The organism is Thermotoga sp. 2812B, from assembly GCF_000789335.1.
GTDB lineage: Bacteria > Thermotogota > Thermotogae > Thermotogales > Thermotogaceae > Thermotoga > Thermotoga maritima.
In genome coordinates, this window is record NZ_CP003408.1 from 989,002 (window position 1) to 1,007,839 (window position 18,838).

The window sequence follows — 18,838 nt, forward strand, 5'->3', positions numbered from 1 at the left end:
AAAAAAGGAGTGATATTATGATCAGAAAGTTGAGGCCCGATGAGATAAACAATTTCGACCTTGATTTTTTGAATTTCCAGACCACGGAGGAGGTCCCTCCAAACGAAGGTTTCATAGGTCAAAAGAGGGCGAAAGAGGCTATCGAAACGGGAATAAGAATCAAAGAAAAGGGTTACAACATCTTCGTCACGGGAGTGACGGGAACGGGAAGAAGGACCTTCGTTCAGATGATGCTCCAGGATGTCGCGAAGAAACTTCCCGCACCGAACGACTGGGGGTATGTTTACAATTTCGAGAATCCGTATGAACCAAAGGCCATTTCTTTCAAAGCGGGACAGGGAAGGAGGTTTAAAAAGAGGCTCGAAGATTTGATCAACGAAGTGGTTGAAGCTTTGAACAAATCCTTCGAGAGCGAGGAGTTCGCAAGAAAGATTTCCGAAATGGAAGAAAAATACGCTCTCATGAGAAAGCAGATCTGGGAGAGTCTGGAGGCGAAGGCGAAGGAACTCGGTTTCGTGGTTCAGCTGACTCCAGCCGGTGTCGTTATGCTGCCTGTGGTAGATGGAAAACCGCTTCCACCAGAAGCGGTGAATGTCCTACCAGACCAGGCCAAAAGGGAAATCGAAGAAAGGCAGATGAAGTTGAAGCATCTAGTGGATGGGACACTCTACAGAATCAGGAAGCTGGATATCGAGTTCAGAAAATCCCTCGAAGAGTTCCACAAAAGAACGGCACTCTTCGCCATTGATCCACTCTTTGTTGAAGTGGAGAGTGAATTCGAAAACGAAGGTGTGAAAGAATTCCTTGAGTCTGTAAAGAAGGATATTGTGGAGAATCTCCTGGACTTTTTGAGAATGGACGCTCGGGAGAGAAAAGAGATATACATGAGGAAGTACTCTCTGAATCTGATCGTGGACAACTCGGATCTCACAGGCGCCCCCGTCATTTATGAAACGAATCCCACTTATTCCAATCTGTTCGGAAAGATCGAGTACTACGTGAGAGGCGGTTTCCTCCACACGGATTTCAGTATGATAAGGCCGGGCAGTGTTCACAAAGCGAACGGTGGTTTTTTGATCGTCGAGGCCGAGCGGCTTTTGAGTCAGCCTTACGCGTGGTACAACCTGAAAAGAATTCTCATGGAAAGTCAGATTTCCGTTGAAAATCTCGAGCACACCTTGGGAGTTTCAAACACGATCACTCTGAAGCCAGAAAAAATACCCCTCGATTTGAAAGTCGTCATCATTGGTACACCCTATTTGTACGAACTTCTTTACGAACTCGATCCAGACTTCAGAAAGCTGTTCAGGATAAAAGCGGAGTTCGACTGGGAGATACCCAGAAACGAATTGAACGTCCAGAAGTACGTTTCTTTTATCTCGTCTGTCTGTCGAGAAAAGAATCTTCCTCACTTCGACAGAGGCGCTGTGAAGAGAGTCATATGGTACGCGATGAGAAACGCCAGAAACAGTACGAAACTTTCCGCTGTTTTTGGAGACATAGTGAATCTCATAGTTGAATCGGGGGAACTCGCAAGATTGGAAGGAGCAGAAGTTACCACTTCTGACCACGTTCTCAAGGCATATCAAGCAATGGAGAACAGAAGGAATCTCCTCGAAGAGAAATACGACGAAATGATAAAAACATTCGATCTCATGATCGAAGTAACCGGATCCAGAGTGGGACAGATAAACGGTCTTACAGTTCTCGATCTTGGAGATCATTCTTTTGGTGTTCCTGTGAAAATCACCGCGAAGGTCTATCTTGGAAGACCGGGTGTTGTTGACATTCAGCGCGAAGCGGATCTGAGTGGGAAAATCCACAGCAAGGCTGTTCTCATACTGGAAGGATTTCTGGGGAGCAGATACGCTCAGGACTTTCCACTTTCCGTCAGCGCGTCTATCAGCTTCGAGCAGGTTTACAGTGAAGTGGAGGGGGACAGTGCTTCACTTGCAGAGGCATTGGCTCTCCTTTCTGCCATTTCTAAGGTGCCCATAAAGCAGGGAATAGCCGTAACGGGTTCCATAAATCAGCACGGTGAGGTGCAGCCCGTTGGAGGAATCGTGGAGAAAGTGGAGGGTTTCTACAGAGCCTGTAAAACTCGCGGTTTCGATGGGGAACAGGGCGTGATCATACCCAAAGCCAACGCGAAGAATCTGGTGCTGAAGGATGAAATCGTCCAGGCCATGAAGAAAGGCCTTTTCCATATATGGACCGTGGAAACCATAGATGACGCGATTGAGATCGTCATGGGAATGAAGGCCGGAAAGGTTACAAAGACCGGAAAATTCGAAAGGAACAGCGTGAATTACCTGGTTTACCGAGAATTGAAGAAGATGAAAAAACTCCTCGATGGGGTCTCGGAAGAAGGAAAGAAAAAGAAGAAAAAGGGTAAAAAATGAGATTGCCGACGGTTCTGATAGGAAGATACATTCCGGTTGATTCGATTGTTCACAGACTCGACCCAAGAGCGAAACTCCTGGGTATGATCCTTCTCATTTCCGCTGTGCTGATCGTACCCGATCTTTTGCTTTACCTTGTGCCAGGTCTGGCTGTCTTCCTTTTGATGTTTCTGAGCAGAACAGGATTCAAGGTTTACCTTGCGGGACTCAGGAGTCTCTGGTTTTTCCTTGTGTTTGCGGTTCTGGTTCAGTTCCTTTCCTCATCAGAGGGTGAAAAAATCTTCTGGATAATCACCGACAGAGCTATATGGTCTGCCGTTTACATCATGTTCAGGCTGGTGCTCATAATCCTCCTTGCTGAGAATTTCTCTGCCACCACTCCTCCTTTGCTTTCTGCCAGGGCCATAGAAAGTATTTTCTCGACGTTCGGTGCCAGAAAAATCGGCCATGAAATAGGAATGGTGATGACCATTGCGATGAGATTCGTTCCTATTCTGGCGCTCGAAGCGGACAGAATCTTGAAGGCCCAGATTGCCAGGGGAGCAAACTTCGAAAGAGGAAAATTTTTCGACAGAATAAGAGCGCTTGTGGTGATAATAGTGCCCCTTCTCATATCGGCCCTCAGAAAAGCTGAGGAGCTGGCTGTGGCCATGGAGGCTCGTCTCTACACGGGCGAGCCTCCAAAAACACGGTTCAAAGACATAAAGTGGAAACCGATGGACACACTCTACGTCCTCTCAACCGCCGGTGTTCTGGTGCTTGTTCTCTTCGGCCGTTATTTCGTTGATGGCGTTTTTCAATATGGAGGCTGACTTTCTGAAGGCCTCCAGCTCTTCTTCGTTCAGGTTCAGTTCGAGGATTCTTTCCACTCCGTGTTTTCCGAGGGTCACAGGAACACTGATACAGAGATCTTTTACACCGAGGTAATCTTCGAGGTAAACGGAAAGCGTCAGCACTCTCTTTTCGTCGAAGAAGATGCTCTCCACTATGTCGGCCACGGCGAGAGCTATGGCGTAATGGGTGGCTCCCTTTCTCTCTATGATCTCGTACGCGGCTCTTTTGGTTTTTTCAGCGAAGTTTTCCAGTATCTTCGAATCGCACTTCTGACAGATCTGACACATGTTTCGGATAGGTATGCCTCCTATCATGGCACCGCTCCACACAGGAACCTCTGAATCTCCATGTTCTCCTATCACGTACACGTGCACACTTCTTGGAGAAAATCCGCAGTGTTGCGCTATCAAACTTCTGAGCCTTGCTGTGTCGAGAACCGTTCCGGAACCGAACACCTTCCTGGGATCCATTCCGGACTCCTTGAGGAAGAAATACGTGAGGACATCGACGGGATTCGTGACCACGATGACAATCGAATCGGGAGCGTATTTGGAGACGTTTCGCGCTATTTCTTTCATCACTCTTGCGTTTCTCCCAAGAAGCTGAAGCCTCGTCTCTCCTGGTTTCTGAGGTACTCCCGCAGCGACGATCACCACGTCTGATCCTTTCAGATCCACGTAATCTCCGGCGTAGATGTTCGCTCTTCTCGTGAAAGGCGTTCCGTGAATGAGATCGAGAGCGTCTCCTTCTGCTCTTTTCTTATCGACGTCTATCAGAACCATTTCCCTTGCAAAACCTTTCATCAGGAGTGCAAAGGCCGTACTGGAACCGACCCTTCCGAGTCCTACGATACCTATTTTCATCAGAATCACCTCCCCGGTGATAGAATACAGTCAGGGTGATACCGTGTTGAAGAAGATCTTTCTGTCACTTTCAATTAGTTTAGCCTTCTTTTTAATTATATCATCCTTTTTTTTACTGGATAAGATGGTATCTTATCTCTTCAAGGGTGAAGTGAAAAACCCTTACGTGTTTCTCGTTCTGGGAAAAGATAAAGAGATCGAACACACCGTTCGAACCGATGTGATAGTCGTTGGTGTGCTGGACTGGGAAAAAGGAAATCTCTCTTTTGTATCGATACCCAGGGATTTGATGATAGAAGGAAAGAAGATCAACGCGATTTACAACACTTATGGGATGGAAAAACTATTTCAGATCATCGAATCACTTCTGAGACTGAAGCCGGATTCTTACGTGATATTCAACTACGAGGCTTTCAAAATACTCGGGGATGAACTGGGACCAATAGAGGTGATACCGAACGAGGTCATGTTTTATGAAGATCTGTCGCAGAATCTCGTCATAGATTTCAAACCTGGGGTTCCTTACAAATTGAATGGAGAACAGCTTCTTGCATACATAAGATACAGGAAAGACTCCATGGGAGATCTTGCCCGAATAGAAAGACAGAAGGATGTACTGAAGAAACTCCTCAGCAAGGCCCTTTCAAGAAATCCTCTCGAAATTTCCGTACTTTACAAAAAGATAAGTCCTTACATCGAAACGGATATCGGTCTTCCAGAGATTCTAACACTCTTTTCTAAACTGAAAAACGGTGTCAGGGTGAGTTTTTCGACCCTTCCGTACGAGGTGGATAGCGACGGAAGCATCTTTGTGGATGAAAGAAGACTCGGTTCTTTCAAAGAGAATCTCACTGGAAGCAGCGTTCAGGAGAAGTATCGCGTGAATTTCCTCGTTGTGAACATCTCATCGCTTGTTTCGAGGGTATTCGAAGCCAACCTGAGGGGAGTGTGGAAGGACAGGGTTGGATTCGAACCGGACCGTGTTGTCTGGGAAGACGTGGGAATATCGCAGAAATTCGAGGGAGACCATGTCTTCATAGGGGAACCGGAAAAGGAGGACTATATCTTGGGCATTCTGAAGAAAGCACATCCTTCCAGGCATTTTACGGTGCACAGGTTCGACAGACCGGAAGATTACACGATGTACTACACGATACTGGAAAGTCTCGCAAAGAACAGAATATATCCCGATTTTCCGGTATCTGCTTTGATTCTGATAGACGATTTCAAGGAGTGATTCGATGGATTACAGACAGCTTCACAGATGGGATCTTCCTCCGGAGGAAGCGATAAAAGTGCAGAACGAACTCAGAAAGAAGATAAAGCTTGTACCATACGAAGGAGATCCAGAGTACGTGGCGGGAGTAGACCTTTCGTTTCCGGGAAAAGAAGAAGGACTCGCGGTGATAGTGGTACTCGAATATCCTTCTTTCAGAATAGTGGAGATTGTTTCTGAAAGGGGAGAAATAACTTTTCCCTACATCCCAGGGCTCCTTGCTTTCAGAGAAGGGCCTCTGTTCTTGAAGGCCTGGGAAAAGCTGAGAACGAAACCCGATGTTGTGGTCTTCGATGGTCAGGGGCTGGCACATCCCAGAAAACTTGGGATAGCCTCCCACATGGGACTCTTCATAGAGATCCCGACCATTGGTGTGGCAAAATCCAGACTGTATGGAACGTTCAAAATGCCTGAAGATAAAAGGTGTTCCTGGAGTTATCTCTACGACGACGAGGAGATAATAGGCTGTGTGATCAGAACAAAGGAAGGAAGTGCTCCTATCTTTGTGTCTCCGGGCCATCTCATGGACGTTGAAAGCTCGAAAAGGCTGATCAAGGCTTTTACCTTACCCGGGAGAAGGATACCGGAACCCACCAGACTGGCACACATCTACACACAACGGCTCAAAAAAGGCCTTTTCTGAAAGATTTTTCGGCTGTCAGCTACCCTCCCCCCTGAAGGAGGAGGGCTTGCTCAACCCAAACGGGGAGCATCAGGCCGGCTGACATCGGCCCCTAAAAGCTTTTCAAGATTGACCTGCTGGTCTTTGACAAGAACTCTCAGGGCTACATTGAAGACTTGCAAACGGCCATTGTTCTGACTGTCTTCTTGCTTCTTTGTCTTCGCCGCGGTAGGTGATTCTGTTAGCTCTGATCTGAGTCAGGTCTTCGAGAACAAACCTGGCACCAGGGTGGCTTGTGATGAGCTTTTTTGCAATGATGTGCAGTACGTTCTCAGTGAACCGTTTCTCTCGCCTGCTGATCCTGGCAAGTTTTCTCTTAGCAGAGCGAGTGCCTTTTGACATGAGCTCAGAGCGCAGACGCTGATAGTGTTGTTTGCGTCGTCGAAACTCTTCAGGAAGGTCTATCAGATACCTGGTGCCTCTGGTTGAAGCAACAGCTGCAATGTGTCTTTCTCCAATGTCAACACCGACGATTTCTTTTGGTTGATGTTCCTGAACTTCAAGAGTCACAGGAACAAGCAAGAAGAAGGTTTTGGAGGATTTGTCGTAAGTCAGTATCGGATCGCCGATCTTGCAAGACTCGAGGTACTTGAAGTGTCTGGACCAGCCCTTCATCGGGATCCATTTGATTCGACCTTGAAGTGTGGACAAAGAAGCGTGCCACTCTCCGTTGATCTTTTTGAAGCTTGCAGTTCGGTTGCAGGTGTATTTGACGATCAGGCTCTTTCGCTTCGGTGGTTTATCCCAGAATTTCTTGACTGCTTTTGAATCGGGTTTTCGACGCTTGAGTTCTTTGAACTGAGCCCACAGAGTCTTGTATGTTGCGGAAACGTCTCTGTAGGCATTGATGGCTATTTGAGCGGGAAGGCAAAATTTCTCACGAATTGTGTCGTAGTAAAGCTTGTGGAGTTTTTTGACGTTCGTTGATTTGTCCTTGAGGTTTTGTTCGAGCACATAGTTGACAGCGTTTGTGTAAGCCGTGCTGAGTTCGAGTTTGAATCTACAGGTTAGAGTCACAGTCATTTGTTTAATCACCTCGTCCATACATTAACACTATTGAATCTGGAGGAGGTACACATGTCTGCTTCCTCCCGATCCCTTGAAGGGGATGGGCTTTTGCAGACAATTTCTGTGATAAAATAAATTCAGCCTCAGGATACCAGACACGGGGGTCTGGAGGAGATTGTTTTGAGCGAAAAATGGAAGGAACTCGGTGAGACTTTCAGAAAAAAGAGGGAGGAAAGAAGAATAACCCTTCTCGACGCTTCTCTGTTCACGAACATAAATCCGTCGAAATTAAAGCGGATCGAGGAAGGGGATCTGAAGGGACTTGACGCAGAAGTCTATATAAAAAGCTACATAAAACGATATTCGGAGTTTCTCGAACTCTCCCCAGATGAGATGCTCAAACTGTACGAAGAAGGCAAGGAAGAAGCAGCTGAAGAAGTTGAAGAGAAGAAGCCGAGAAAAAAGAAGGAGAAAGAGAAAACAAGGGACCTGGTGATGTTCTTTTTTCTGATAGCAGGACTGGTTCTTCTTCTGTTTTCAGCGGTGGAGAATTTGAAGCTGCGGCAGACACCACCTGCTTACCTTGTTGCACCAGAAGGAACGATCGTGAACGGTAAAAGTGTGAGTGGAGAGATTCCTCTTCAAGAAGGAGAGTACATTGTCGAATCCAGAAGCGATGTGGTTTTGAAAACGGCTTCCGAGGAATGGACAGTGGAGATCAGAAAGTTCGAGGTGAGTGTTTCATGGGAGAAGTGAAGGTACCTGACATGGTGAATCTTGTGATGTTCGTATTCGCATCGCACATAGATTACTGGTTCAACGAAGTGAGGCCCGTTCTCGAAGAACGTTTTGGGCCCATGGATTACGTTTCGGATGTTCTCGATTTTGAGAAGTACACTCTTTACTATTCGGAAGAGATGGGACAGGGTTTGAAGGGAAGACTCGTGAGTTTTGAAAGACTCGTCCATCCTTTCCAGCTGGCGGATATAAAGCGCGAAACCAACGAGATAGAGAAGATGTTCTCGATAGAAGGAAAGAGAAAAGTCAACATAGATCCGGGATACATTCATCACACACAATTTGTTCTTGCTTCGACCAAACACTGGGGAAACCGCATCTACATAGGCAAAGGGATCTACGCAGAGGTAACACTGGTTTACGTGCGAGGAGAATTCAGGCACATGGAGTTCACCTATCCAAATTACAGAGAAGAAGAGTACAAAAAGCATCTTGAAAAGATCAGGGAGCTGTACCTCAAAAAGAGGAGGAAAATGATGAAGTGAGGGTTGGTATAAAGGTTCTGGGATGTCCGAAAAACGAGGCAGATTGTGAGATTCTAGCAGGTGTGTTGAGAGAAAGAGGTCACGAGATAGTTTTCGATGTGAAGGATGCGGATGTGGTTGTGCTGGACACCTGTGCTTTCATAGAGGACGCAAAGAGGGAATCAATAGATGAAATCTTCTCTTTTGTAGATGCAAAGGATCAGTACGGTTACAAACTGGTTGTGAAAGGTTGTCTTGTTCAGCGTTATTACGAAGAGCTGAAAAAAGAAATTCCCGAGGTGGATCAGTGGATAGGTGTTGCAGATCCTGAAGAGATAGCGAATGCCCTTGAAAATGGTACAGATCTTGTTCCAGATCAACCGGAGACCGTGTACAGATACAGAAAAAGAATCGATCTGGAGGAGAGACCCTGCGCTTACGTGAAGATATCCGACGGATGTGACAGGGGATGCACTTTCTGTTCCATACCTTCGTTCAAGGGAAGTCTGAGAAGCAGGAGCATAGAAGACATAACGCACGAGGTGGAAGAACTTTTGAAAGAAGGAAAGAAAGAAATAATTCTCGTCGCTCAGGACACAACGTCCTATGGCATCGATCTCTATAGAAAGCAAGCGCTGCCTGATCTTTTGAGGAGACTGAACAGTCTAAACGGAGAGTTCTGGATCAGGGTTATGTACCTTCATCCGGATCATATGACAGAGGAAATAATAAGCGCAATGCTGGAACTGGATAAGGTTGTGAAGTATTTCGATGTTCCGGTGCAGCATGGAAGCGATAAAATACTGAAACTAATGGGACGAACGAAGAGTTCAGAAGAGTTGAAAAAAATGCTTTCGAGCATCAGAGAAAAGTTTCCGGACGCGGTCCTCAGAACGAGTATAATCGTGGGATTTCCGGGCGAAACTGAAGAAGACTTCGAAGAACTCAAGCGTTTCGTGGAAGAAATCCAGTTTGACAAACTTGGAGCTTTTGTTTATTCGGATGAGGAGGGAACGGTTGCTTTCAACCTCAAAGAGAAGGTTGACCCGGAAGTGGCAAAAAGAAGACAGGAAGAACTGCTCCTTCTCCAGGCGGAGATCTCAAACAGCAGGCTTGATAGATTTGTTGGAAGAAAATTGAAGTTCCTGGTTGAGGGAAAAGAAGGGAAGTTTCTTGTGGGAAGGACCTGGACGGAAGCACCTGAAGTGGACGGAGTGGTTTTTGTAAGGGGAAAAGGGAAGATAGGAGACTTTCTTGAAGTGGTGATAAAAGAGCACGACGAGTACGACATGTGGGGGTCAGTGACATGAATCTTGCGAACTTTTTTTCTTTGTTGAGAGCGGCGCTGGTAATTCCTGTTGTCTGGTTTTACATGGAAGGTTGGATCTCTTTGTCGTTCCTGATTTTTGTATTTGCGGCTTTCACAGATTATCTCGATGGTTTTTTTGCGAGGAAGAAAAACCAGGTAACAGATTTTGGAAAGGTCTTCGATCAGGTTTCCGACAAAATCCTCGTGATATCCACGGCAGTGGCCATGTTGGATGTTCTTCCGCTGTGGTACGTTCTGGTTGTCTTTGCAAGGGACACCTTTATAAACGGCCTCAGGATACTCGCAGCCAGCAAAGGAAACGTCGTGCCAGCGAGGTGGATAGGGAAGGCGAAGACTGTTTCTCAATTTGTGGTGCTGATCGGTGTGTATCTCTTCAAGATGGGCTTTTTGAGTAGCGCACTTCTTATGTTCTTTGTGGTGCTCTCATTCGCAGTAACGGTGATCTCCTGGATCACGTACACGATCGATATCGCAAGAATCACAAAATTGGAGGGATAGTTCATGAGAACCTTCATTGCTATCGATGTCAACGAAGAAGTCAAGAAGCAAGCTTCTGAAATCATAGAAAAACTCATGAGAAGAGGCTTTGGTGCAACGTGGGTTTCTGAAGAAAACATACACCTCACGCTTTTTTTCCTGGGAGAGGTTGACGAGCAGAAAATCTCCGAAATAGCCGAACACCTCTGTAGAAGAGTGAGAGGTTTTCCTTCTTTTTCGTTCACCGTGAAGGGTTTTGGGTACTTCAAAAGGAAGATGTCTCCGCGCGTCTTCTGGCTCGGAGTGGAGAACACTGATCGCTTGATGAAACTCTACGAAGAGCTCAGAAACGAGCTGTCTCACCACGGTTTCTCGTTTGAAGAGAAGTTCGTTCCTCACATTACAATTGGAAGGGTGAAGTACTACCCGGACAAGTGGGAAAAACTGATCGAAGATATCGATTTTCCGCCCATCGAAGTTGCGGTGGACAGATTCAAGATTTACTCGTCCACGTTAACACCGACAGGTCCCATCTACAAAGTTCTTTACGAATGCCAGTTTGAAGGAGGATTGATCAGGTATGTCTGATGAAAAACAGAAAAAGAGTGTCCTGGAGAAAGCGTTGAAGAGAATAGAAGAAAACTTTGGAAAGGGTTCCATAATGATCCTGGGTGATGAAACCCAGGTTCAGCCTGTAGAGGTGATACCAACAGGGTCCCTCGCCATCGATATCGCAACGGGTGTTGGAGGATACCCGAGAGGAAGGATCGTGGAAATCTTTGGTCAGGAATCGAGTGGAAAAACTACCCTTGCACTCCACGCCATAGCAGAGGCCCAGAAGATGGGAGGAGTGGCTGCTTTCATAGACGCAGAGCACGCACTGGATCCTGTTTACGCGAAAAACCTTGGAGTGGATCTGAAAAGTCTTCTCATCTCTCAGCCTGATCATGGAGAGCAAGCACTCGAAATAGTGGATGAACTCGTAAGAAGTGGTGTGGTCGATCTCATCGTCGTTGATTCTGTCGCGGCTCTCGTTCCCAGAGCGGAAATAGAAGGTGCCATGGGAGATATGCAGGTGGGCCTTCAGGCACGTCTCATGTCTCAGGCACTGAGAAAGATCGCGGGAAGTGTGAACAAATCAAAGGCGGTAGTGATATTCACGAACCAGATCAGAATGAAAATAGGCGTTATGTTTGGAAGCCCGGAAACCACGACCGGTGGACTCGCCCTGAAGTTCTACGCAACCATGAGGATGGAAGTCAGAAGGGGTGAACCCATAAAGGAAGGAAAAGACGTGATAGGCAACGTGATAAACGTGAAGATCGTGAAGAACAAGGTCGCTCCTCCATTCAAAACCGCTCAGACGTACATCATATACGGAAAAGGAATCGATAGAGAGTACGAGCTGTTCAATATCGCTGTAAATGAAGGGATAGTAGACAGAAAAGGTAGCTGGTATTACTATACCACTCTCAAAGGTGAGGAAGTTTCCCTTGGACAGGGAGGCTCGAACGCCGTTCAGTTTCTCAAAGATAACCCGGAAATAGCAGAAGAAATCGAAAGGAGAATAAGAGAAAAGTATGGATTATTACCGGCGAAAAAACAACAGGAAAAAGAAAAGAAATCATCCAGTGAAAAATCCTCTTAAGTACGCGCTTAGACTCCTCAGATATCGGGTAAGGTTTGAAAGAGAGCTTCGCGAACGATTGAAGAAACAGGGCTTCGCAGATGAGGAAGTGGAAAGTACCATTACTACCTTGAAGAAGCAGGGATATCTGGACGACGAAAAAGCGGCTTATCTCTTTGCACTCGATGAGATGCGATTGAAGCTCTTTGGGCCGAGAGTCGTGAAAATGAAACTCAAATCACTTGGAGTGGATGAAGAGATCATAGAAAGAGCAATCGAAAAGGCTCTGGAGGAGATCGATTTTCACGAGGAATTGAAGAGATTGAAAGGGCGATTCAAAGATCGATGGGAGCTAAGAGATTATCTCTACAGAAGAGGGTTCGATTCTTCTCTCATCGAAGAAATTCTCAATAAAATAGATGGAGGTGAAGAATGATGCTGTGGTACATAGTAGCAGGAGCCGGTGGTCTTCTGATTGGATATTTAATAGCAAACTATCAGATAAATCAAAAGCTCAGAAAAGCGAAAGAAGACGCTCAAACCATCATCGAGAAAGCAGAAAAAGAAGCAAACGAGATAAAAAAGAAAGCGATAATAGAAGGAAGAGAGGAAGTTCACAGGCTCAGAGAGGAATTTGAAAAAGAGCGATCCAGAAGAGAAGAGGAATTGAGAGCATTAGAAGAAAGACTCTTGAAAAGAGAAGAGCTCCTGACAAGAAAAGAAGAGAACCTTGAGAAAAGGGAACAGCAGGTTGAAGAACTCAAAGCAAATCTGGAAGAAAAAATGAGAGAGGTCGAAGAAAAGGAAAAAAGAATCGACGAAGAATTGAAACGCCTTGCCGGTATGACTGTAGAAGAGGCAAGAGAACTCATCCTCGATGAAGCCAGGCAGAGGTACGAACACGACCTTGCGAAACTCTACAAAGAGATGAAAGAACAGGTTGAAGAAGAAGCTGAGAAGGAAGCCAAGAAAGTCATAGCATTCGCTGTTCAGAGATACGCACCAGATTATGTAGGAGAAATCACCGTTTCTACCGTTTCTCTACCGTCGGATGACATGAAGGGAAGAATCATAGGTAGAGAAGGAAGAAACATCAGGACATTTGAAAAGATCACGGGTGTAGACTTGATAATAGACGACACCCCGGAAGTGGTGGTTCTTTCCTGCTTTAACCCTCTGAGAAGAGAGATAGCCCGTATCACACTGGAAAAACTGGTGGCGGATGGAAGAATACATCCTGCAAGGATCGAAGAAATGTACGAAAAAGCAAAGCAGGAAGTGGAGAAAGCCATAAAAGAAGCTGGACAGGAGGCGACGTTCAAAGCGGGTGTTATGGGGCTCCATCCGGAGCTTGTGAAACTCCTTGGAAAATTGAAATACAGAACGAGCTATGGCCAAAACGTTCTGAACCATTCGATAGAAGTGGCTCTGCTCGCCGGTTACATGGCTTCTGAACTTGGGCTAAACGCGGACAAAGCGAGAAGAGGAGGACTCCTCCACGATATAGGAAAAGCTGTTGATCAGGAGCTGGAAGGTTCACACACGACCATAGGTGCAGAGCTTGCCCGAAGATACGGAGAAAAAGAAGACATCATAAACATGATTCTCAGCCATCACGGAGAAGAAGAACCCATGACACCTGAAGCAGTACTCGTGGCAGCTGCTGATGCTCTCTCCGCGGCAAGACCAGGTGCGAGAAGAGAGAGTCTGGAAAACTACATCAAGCGTCTTATGAAGCTGGAGGAAATAGCAAAAAGTTTCAAATACGTTGAAAAAGCCTACGCCATTCAGGCTGGAAGAGAAATCAGGGTAATCGTGGAACCCGACAAAGTGGATGACGCTCTCGCTGAAAAACTCGCCTACGATATTTCTAAAAAGATAGAAGAAGAGCTCGAATATCCCGGTGTTCTGAAAGTTGTGGTGATAAGAGAGAAAAGAAGTGTCGCTTACGCGAAGTAAGAGTTTTGATATGGAAAACCTTCAAGCCCCCATCAGGGGGCTTTTATTTTTTGTGAGTTTTGATTAAAATTGAGATTTTGCGTCATAATCCTGAATAATTTCTCTTAATCGGAAATAGTTGAAGGTATTCGCTTGAAATAGATCTTGATTTAACACGGAAATTTTTTGTATAAACGATATGTAAGCGCTTACAGGAGGTGCAAACTGTGCCAACAATAGAAGATGTCGCAAAACTCGCCGGGGTTTCCATCGCAACTGTTTCAAGAGTGATAAACGGTTCGGGCTATGTTTCGGAAAAGACAAGATACAAAGTCTGGAAAGCTATTGAAAAATTGGGTTACAAACCAGAGATTTCAGCGAAGCTCCTTGCTTCGAAAGGAAAACTGTTCAATATCCACGTGTTTGCCAGTAAAAGAATACTGTCGCCTCTTCAAAACAATGGCATTTTGGGAGAGTTCTACGGAGTGATAATAAAAGCCATTGAGGAAAGTTGTGGAAGACTTGGAATGAATGTAGAACTGAAAATGCTCGAGAACTTTTCTGAGTCGAATGGAGCCGATGGTTACATACTCATAGGGGGAGATCTCTCGGAAAAGACTTTGAAGGAAATCAAATCGAGGAAGAAGCCCTTTGTTCTGGTGGACCATTACATTCCTGGAGAGCGTGTGGATTGTGTGATAAGTGACGGATACGATGGTGCGGTTTATGCAACAAATTATCTTATTTCTAAAGGTTTTAAGCGGATCGTCCACGTTCACGGTCCACTGCATCCATACGGTTTCAAGATGAGATACGACGGTTACAAAGACGCGATGGAAAAAGCGGGATTGATGCCTCGATTTTATGAATGTGATGACACGGAAGAGGGAACCAGAAAAGTTATCGACATCATGTTGAACTCTTATGGTATACCGGAAGCTATTTTCACTTCCAACGACAGCATTGCATTCTGGTCGATAAAACGCCTCAAGGAGCATAACATCAAAGTGCCAGATGATGTTTCTGTAATAGGATTTGACGATATTGTTGATGCTGAAAACTTCGATCCTCCTTTGACGACACTGAGAGTCTTCAAGTACGAAATGGGTTGTCTTGCGTGTAAGCGCTTACATGAATTGCTGACTGGAATTAATCCACACCCTGTTCGCATTCTTGTTTTCACACAGTTCGTAAAGAGAAAAAGCACAAAATAACACCAACCTTTCATAAAGGAGGGATACGTATGTGGAAGAGAGTACTTCTTGTTGCACTTGTTGTTCTTTCTGTCTTTGCATTCGCCGAGGTCAAGAAAATAGTGTTCTGGACAGCACCAAACCCTAATCAGGAAACTTTCTGGAAAGAACTCGTTGAAAAGTGGAACGCAGAACATCCGGATGTTCAGATCGAGTGGTCGGTTATCCCAGCTGCTGGAAGTTCTGAAGAAGCCATTTTGAACGCTATTGCAGCTGGGAACGCACCAGATATCTGTACCAACATATTCAGTGGCTTTGCTGCCCAGCTCGCAGAAGAACTGGACGTTCTCGTTGCTTTCGATGAGGAGTTTGGAGAAGAGTTCTGGAAACTCGTGGATGCAAGGAAAATGAGAGGGATACTCGAGGGCTGGAAGCTCAACGGACATTACTACGTCATACCCATCTATTCCAATCCAATGCTCTTCTGGTGGAGAGGAGATCTTCTGAAAGAACTCGGATACGACAAACCTCCAAGAACTTACTCTGAGATCTACGAACTGGCAAAGAAATGGGTTGTTCCGAAAGAAAAGTACGTTATAAGAGCAGTTGCTGGGAGAAACTGGTGGGACAGATGGTTCGACTTCATCACGTTCTACTACGCGGCGAGCGGTGGAAAACCCTACATCGAAAATGGTAAAGCCGTTTTCGATAACGAGTACGGAAAAGCCGTCGCTGAATTCATCTACACACTCTTCAAGAACGGATGGACCGCTGTGGATCTGGGCCAGGATCCTTTCGAAAACGGTACGATCCTTGGTCAGCTCATGGGACCATGGCACCTGAGCTACACAAAAGAACACTATCCCGAAGTGTACCCGCACATAGTGATGACACCTCCTCCCGTTCCAGATAATTACCCTGAAGACAAACCTATCTACACCTTTGCGGATACCAAAGGACTCGTTATGTTCGAACATTGCAAATACAAGAAGGAAGCCTTTGAATTCATCAAATGGGTCTTCTCCAACGCACAAAACGACGCACGCTGGATCGAGCTCACAAGAATGCCGCCCGCAAGAGAAGATCTTGGAACGAATCCGGTGTTCGCCGAGTACATGAAGGATCCTTACTTTGCAAAGATCGCGGAAGCTGTGGCTTACGCTGTACCACCTGCGCTGATCACGAACACGATAGACGTCCAGAACGCCATGACCACGTATCTGATAGAACCTCTCATGTATCTGAAAGCTACACCCGAAGAGGCTCTAAAACAGGCTGTTAAAGAAATCAACGCACTCCTGTGGTGAGGGGGGTTCCCCTCACCTTCATTTTTCAGGAGGGATAGAATGAGCCTCAAAAGAAGAGAAGCAAGGCTCGGGTGGGGTCTAGTTTCTATTTATCTTCTATATACCGCTATTTTCTGGGGATATCCGTTTGTCTGGATGCTGATACTCGCCTTTTCGCGATGGAAATTCGTGGGATCTCCTAGATTCGTTGGACTTCAGAATTTCTTTAGAATTTTCGAAGACCGGATGTTCTGGAGGGTCTTTCTGAACACAATGAACTTTCTTTCCTATTTCATACCAATGGTTTTCATCGCGTCGATTCTGTTTGCAATTGCTCTGAACCGTATGAAGTACTTCAAGACGTTTGTGACTCTGAGTTTTTTGGTTGCCTACGTATCATCTGGTGTTGCGTACTCAATCATGTTCCAGAGAATATTCTCAGAAACAGGCCCTATAAACAGATTTCTTTACAACGCGTTTGGAATCACGATACCGTGGTTCACAGATCCACAGCTTGCAATGTTAACTATAGCGATAATGGTCACTTGGAAATTCGTCGGGTACTACGGTCTCATTCTCTACTCAGGACTTCAGGCTATTCCCAAATCCATCTTCGAAGCGGCGGAGCTGGATGGTGCAACTTCCTGGGTGAAGTTCTGGAAGATCACACTTCCTCTATTGAACCCGGCAATTGTGACGGTTTTGATACTCGCTGTGAATCTCTCCTTTGGTATATTCACGGAGCCATACATGATCACCGGTGGCGGGCCGATGAACAGAACTCTCACTTTCATGCTTTATATGTACAACACCGCCTTTCAGAGAATAAATCCAAGCTATGCGACAACAATAGCGATTATGACAGCATTGATAAACTTTTCCATTGTGATCTTCATCAGAAAGGTCATTGAAAAAGAGGTGACCATCGTATGAGAAGAAAATTGGGTGAGTTCATACTTCACGGGGTGATGATTCTTCTTGCCTTGATCTGGATATACCCATACGTATGGCTTTCCCTTTCGTCTATAAAGCCTCCTGAAGAGATATTCACTCGATTTTTCCCCTCCAGAATCACTCTGGAGCACTACAAGTACATCTTCACAATGGCAGAGAAAATGGAAAGACCGTTTGTGAGAGCTTTTTTTAACAGCCTATTTATAACTCTCACAGTTACTTTCTCTGTGGTTTTCACTTCTTCCATCATTGCCTATGGACTTTCAAAGTTGAAATTCAGGGGAAGCAACGCTGTCTTCAACTTCATAATTTTCCAGATGCTCTTTCCTGGGTTCATGTTCATAATCCCGTTGTTCGTTCTCATAAGAAAACTCGGCCTCTACAACACTTACTCTGCCATGATCGTTCCATTTCTCATGAGTGCATGGAGCCTTTTTATGTTAACACAATCCTACAAAACGATTCCTCAAGATTACATAGAAGCCGCTAAAATTGACGGAGCCAGTACTTTGTGGATAATATTTAGGGTGATGGTACCCCTCTCCAGAAGCACACTCTCTATTGTAGGTCTTTTCACGTTCATAGGAATCTGGGACAATTTTCTCTGGCCTCTGATGGTGGTGAAGGACTACAACAAGATGCCACTCTCCGTTTTGCTCGCCACTTTTAACCACGAATACGCAGCCTATGTGGGGCCATTGATGGCAGGGTCTGTGATACAAACTCTTCCGATGGTTCTCATCTTTTTGATTTTCAGAAAGCAATTCCTTCAGGGAATTTCTATGTCTTTCAAGTAGAGGAGGGAGAGCATGGAGCTTAAACTCGAAAGACATCCGGCAAATCCCATTCTGGAACCTTCTCCGTACTTTCTCTGGGAGAGCAGGTTTGTTTTCAACCCGGCTGTGGTCTACGACGGAGAGCTCTTTCACATGCTCTACAGAGCTCAGGGAGAGGACATGGTTTCAAGGATCGGATACGCCGTGAGCACCGACGGTATCCACTTCAACAAATTTGAAAAGCCCGTCTTTGCTCCCAAGAGTGATGATGAACTCTATGGAGTGGAAGATCCCAGGATCACGAAGATAGGAGAAGAGTACTACATGGTTTACACCGCCTATTCTCCACGTGGTGTCAGAATCGCTATGGCCTCCACGAAGAATTTCATCACCTGGAAGAGGTATGGTGTTGTGATACCAGAAGTGGACAACAAAGACGCGGCTCTATTTCCCGAAAAGATAAATGGAAAGTACGTTATGTTCCACAGAATACCGCCCGACATGTGGCTCGCCTTCTCCGACGATCTGATACACTGGGACAACTTTGTAAAGATCGCTTCTCCAAGGCCTGGAATGTGGGATGACCTGAAGATCGGTGTGGGTGCCCCTCCTATAAAGACTGAGTACGGCTGGCTCGTCCTCTACCACGGAGTGCAGAACACGGGTACTTCCAGACCTATATACCGGCTCGGTTTCATGTTGCTCGATCTGGAAGATCCCACGAAGGTGATAAAGAGATCACAGGAACCCATTCTGGAACCGGAAGAGGACTGGGAAAAGTTCGGAGGGGTACCGAACGTGGTCTTCAGCGACGCGATGATAGAGTACAACGGTTACTACTACGTCTATTACGGAGCAGCGGACAACTGCATTGCTCTTGCCACAATTCCCGTGGAAAAGGTTATGAAATGGTGTAGAGAATAACAGGAG

19 protein-coding genes are annotated in these 18,838 nt (G+C 45.8%); 17 read left to right on the top strand and 2 right to left on the bottom strand.

The features are described from left to right. Positions 1-17 precede the first annotated feature (17 nt). The gene (locus T2812B_RS04935; protein WP_008194267.1) at positions 18-2,402 is read left to right on the top strand and encodes a Lon protease family protein; all 2,385 of its coding nucleotides are present in this window, start codon (positions 18-20) and stop codon (positions 2,400-2,402) included. Further along, positions 2,399-3,214, top strand: a complete 816-nt coding sequence (gene ecfT / locus T2812B_RS04940; protein WP_008194269.1) for an energy-coupling factor transporter transmembrane protein EcfT — start codon at positions 2,399-2,401, stop codon at positions 3,212-3,214. The genes T2812B_RS04935 and ecfT overlap by 4 nt, the downstream gene beginning before the upstream one ends. Here ecfT and T2812B_RS04945 read toward each other — a convergent pair. Further along, positions 3,140-4,099 (bottom strand): L-lactate dehydrogenase, encoded by a 960-nt coding sequence (locus T2812B_RS04945; RefSeq protein ID WP_008194271.1) that lies wholly within the window; start codon positions 4,097-4,099, stop codon positions 3,140-3,142. The two genes, ecfT and T2812B_RS04945, sit on opposite strands and share 75 nt — an antisense overlap. Positions 4,100-4,142: 43 nt before the next feature. On the opposite strand from T2812B_RS04945, the gene T2812B_RS04950 reads away from it, so the two are divergent. Together T2812B_RS04950 and nfi are read left to right on the top strand one after the other, a co-directional pair. Next, positions 4,143-5,336, top strand: a complete 1,194-nt coding sequence (locus T2812B_RS04950) for an LCP family protein (protein WP_039454532.1) — start codon at positions 4,143-4,145, stop codon at positions 5,334-5,336. A gap of 4 nt (positions 5,337-5,340) precedes the next feature. Then, on the top strand, positions 5,341-6,018 hold the full coding sequence (nfi, locus tag T2812B_RS04955) for an endonuclease V (RefSeq protein WP_008194276.1): 678 nt from the start codon (positions 5,341-5,343) through the stop codon (positions 6,016-6,018). Positions 6,019-6,120: 102 nt separating this feature from the next. On the opposite strand, the gene T2812B_RS04960 is transcribed toward nfi, so the two are convergent. Continuing rightward, complete coding sequence (locus T2812B_RS04960; protein WP_008194277.1) at positions 6,121-7,080, bottom strand: transposase; 960 nt, start codon at positions 7,078-7,080, stop codon at positions 6,121-6,123. A gap of 165 nt (positions 7,081-7,245) precedes the next feature. Here T2812B_RS04960 and T2812B_RS04965 point away from each other — a divergent pair, with 165 nt between their 5' ends. The 13 genes from T2812B_RS04965 to T2812B_RS05025 all read left to right on the top strand — a co-directional run bounded on the left by T2812B_RS04965 (position 7,246) and on the right by T2812B_RS05025 (position 18,832). After that, entirely contained in the window at positions 7,246-7,821 is a 576-nt protein-coding gene (locus T2812B_RS04965; RefSeq protein WP_008194279.1) for a RodZ family helix-turn-helix domain-containing protein, read from the top strand. Next, a complete protein-coding gene (locus T2812B_RS04970; protein WP_008194281.1) occupies positions 7,809-8,348 on the top strand; it encodes a DUF4416 family protein in 540 nt (179 codons plus the stop codon). The genes T2812B_RS04965 and T2812B_RS04970 overlap by 13 nt, the downstream gene beginning before the upstream one ends. Beyond that, positions 8,345-9,637, top strand: a complete 1,293-nt coding sequence (gene rimO / locus T2812B_RS04975; RefSeq protein ID WP_008194282.1) for a 30S ribosomal protein S12 methylthiotransferase RimO — start codon at positions 8,345-8,347, stop codon at positions 9,635-9,637. Before T2812B_RS04970 ends, rimO begins: the two co-directional genes overlap by 4 nt. After that, positions 9,634-10,155 carry a CDP-diacylglycerol--glycerol-3-phosphate 3-phosphatidyltransferase gene (gene pgsA, locus T2812B_RS04980; protein WP_008194285.1) on the top strand — a complete coding sequence of 174 codons (522 nt, stop codon included), beginning with the start codon at positions 9,634-9,636 and terminating at the stop codon, positions 10,153-10,155. The genes rimO and pgsA overlap by 4 nt, the downstream gene beginning before the upstream one ends. Before the next feature lie 3 nt (positions 10,156-10,158). Further along, positions 10,159-10,722, top strand: a complete 564-nt coding sequence (thpR, locus tag T2812B_RS04985; RefSeq protein ID WP_008194287.1) for an RNA 2',3'-cyclic phosphodiesterase — start codon at positions 10,159-10,161, stop codon at positions 10,720-10,722. Continuing rightward, positions 10,715-11,782, top strand: coding sequence for a recombinase RecA (gene recA, locus T2812B_RS04990; protein ID WP_008194289.1), 1,068 nt, complete (start codon positions 10,715-10,717; stop codon positions 11,780-11,782). The genes thpR and recA overlap by 8 nt, the downstream gene beginning before the upstream one ends. After that, positions 11,715-12,197 (top strand): regulatory protein RecX, encoded by a 483-nt coding sequence (locus T2812B_RS04995; RefSeq protein WP_008194291.1) that lies wholly within the window; start codon positions 11,715-11,717, stop codon positions 12,195-12,197. Before recA ends, T2812B_RS04995 begins: the two co-directional genes overlap by 68 nt. Next, the gene (gene rny, locus T2812B_RS05000) at positions 12,197-13,720 is read left to right on the top strand and encodes a ribonuclease Y (protein WP_197049733.1); all 1,524 of its coding nucleotides are present in this window, start codon (positions 12,197-12,199) and stop codon (positions 13,718-13,720) included. The genes T2812B_RS04995 and rny overlap by 1 nt, the downstream gene beginning before the upstream one ends. Positions 13,721-13,926: 206 nt before the next feature. Next, positions 13,927-14,913, top strand: coding sequence for a LacI family DNA-binding transcriptional regulator (locus tag T2812B_RS05005; RefSeq protein WP_008194295.1), 987 nt, complete (start codon positions 13,927-13,929; stop codon positions 14,911-14,913). Positions 14,914-14,942: 29 nt separating this feature from the next. After that, positions 14,943-16,199, top strand: coding sequence for an extracellular solute-binding protein (locus T2812B_RS05010; RefSeq protein WP_008194297.1), 1,257 nt, complete (start codon positions 14,943-14,945; stop codon positions 16,197-16,199). A 39-nt stretch (positions 16,200-16,238) separates the two neighbouring features. Beyond that, positions 16,239-17,111 carry a carbohydrate ABC transporter permease gene (locus tag T2812B_RS05015; RefSeq protein WP_008194299.1) on the top strand — a complete coding sequence of 291 codons (873 nt, stop codon included), beginning with the start codon at positions 16,239-16,241 and terminating at the stop codon, positions 17,109-17,111. After that, complete coding sequence (locus T2812B_RS05020) at positions 17,108-17,929, top strand: carbohydrate ABC transporter permease (RefSeq protein ID WP_008194302.1); 822 nt, start codon at positions 17,108-17,110, stop codon at positions 17,927-17,929. Before T2812B_RS05015 ends, T2812B_RS05020 begins: the two co-directional genes overlap by 4 nt. A 12-nt stretch (positions 17,930-17,941) precedes the next feature. Beyond that, on the top strand, positions 17,942-18,832 hold the full coding sequence (locus T2812B_RS05025) for a glycosidase (protein WP_008194305.1): 891 nt from the start codon (positions 17,942-17,944) through the stop codon (positions 18,830-18,832). Positions 18,833-18,838: the final 6 nt, after the last annotated feature.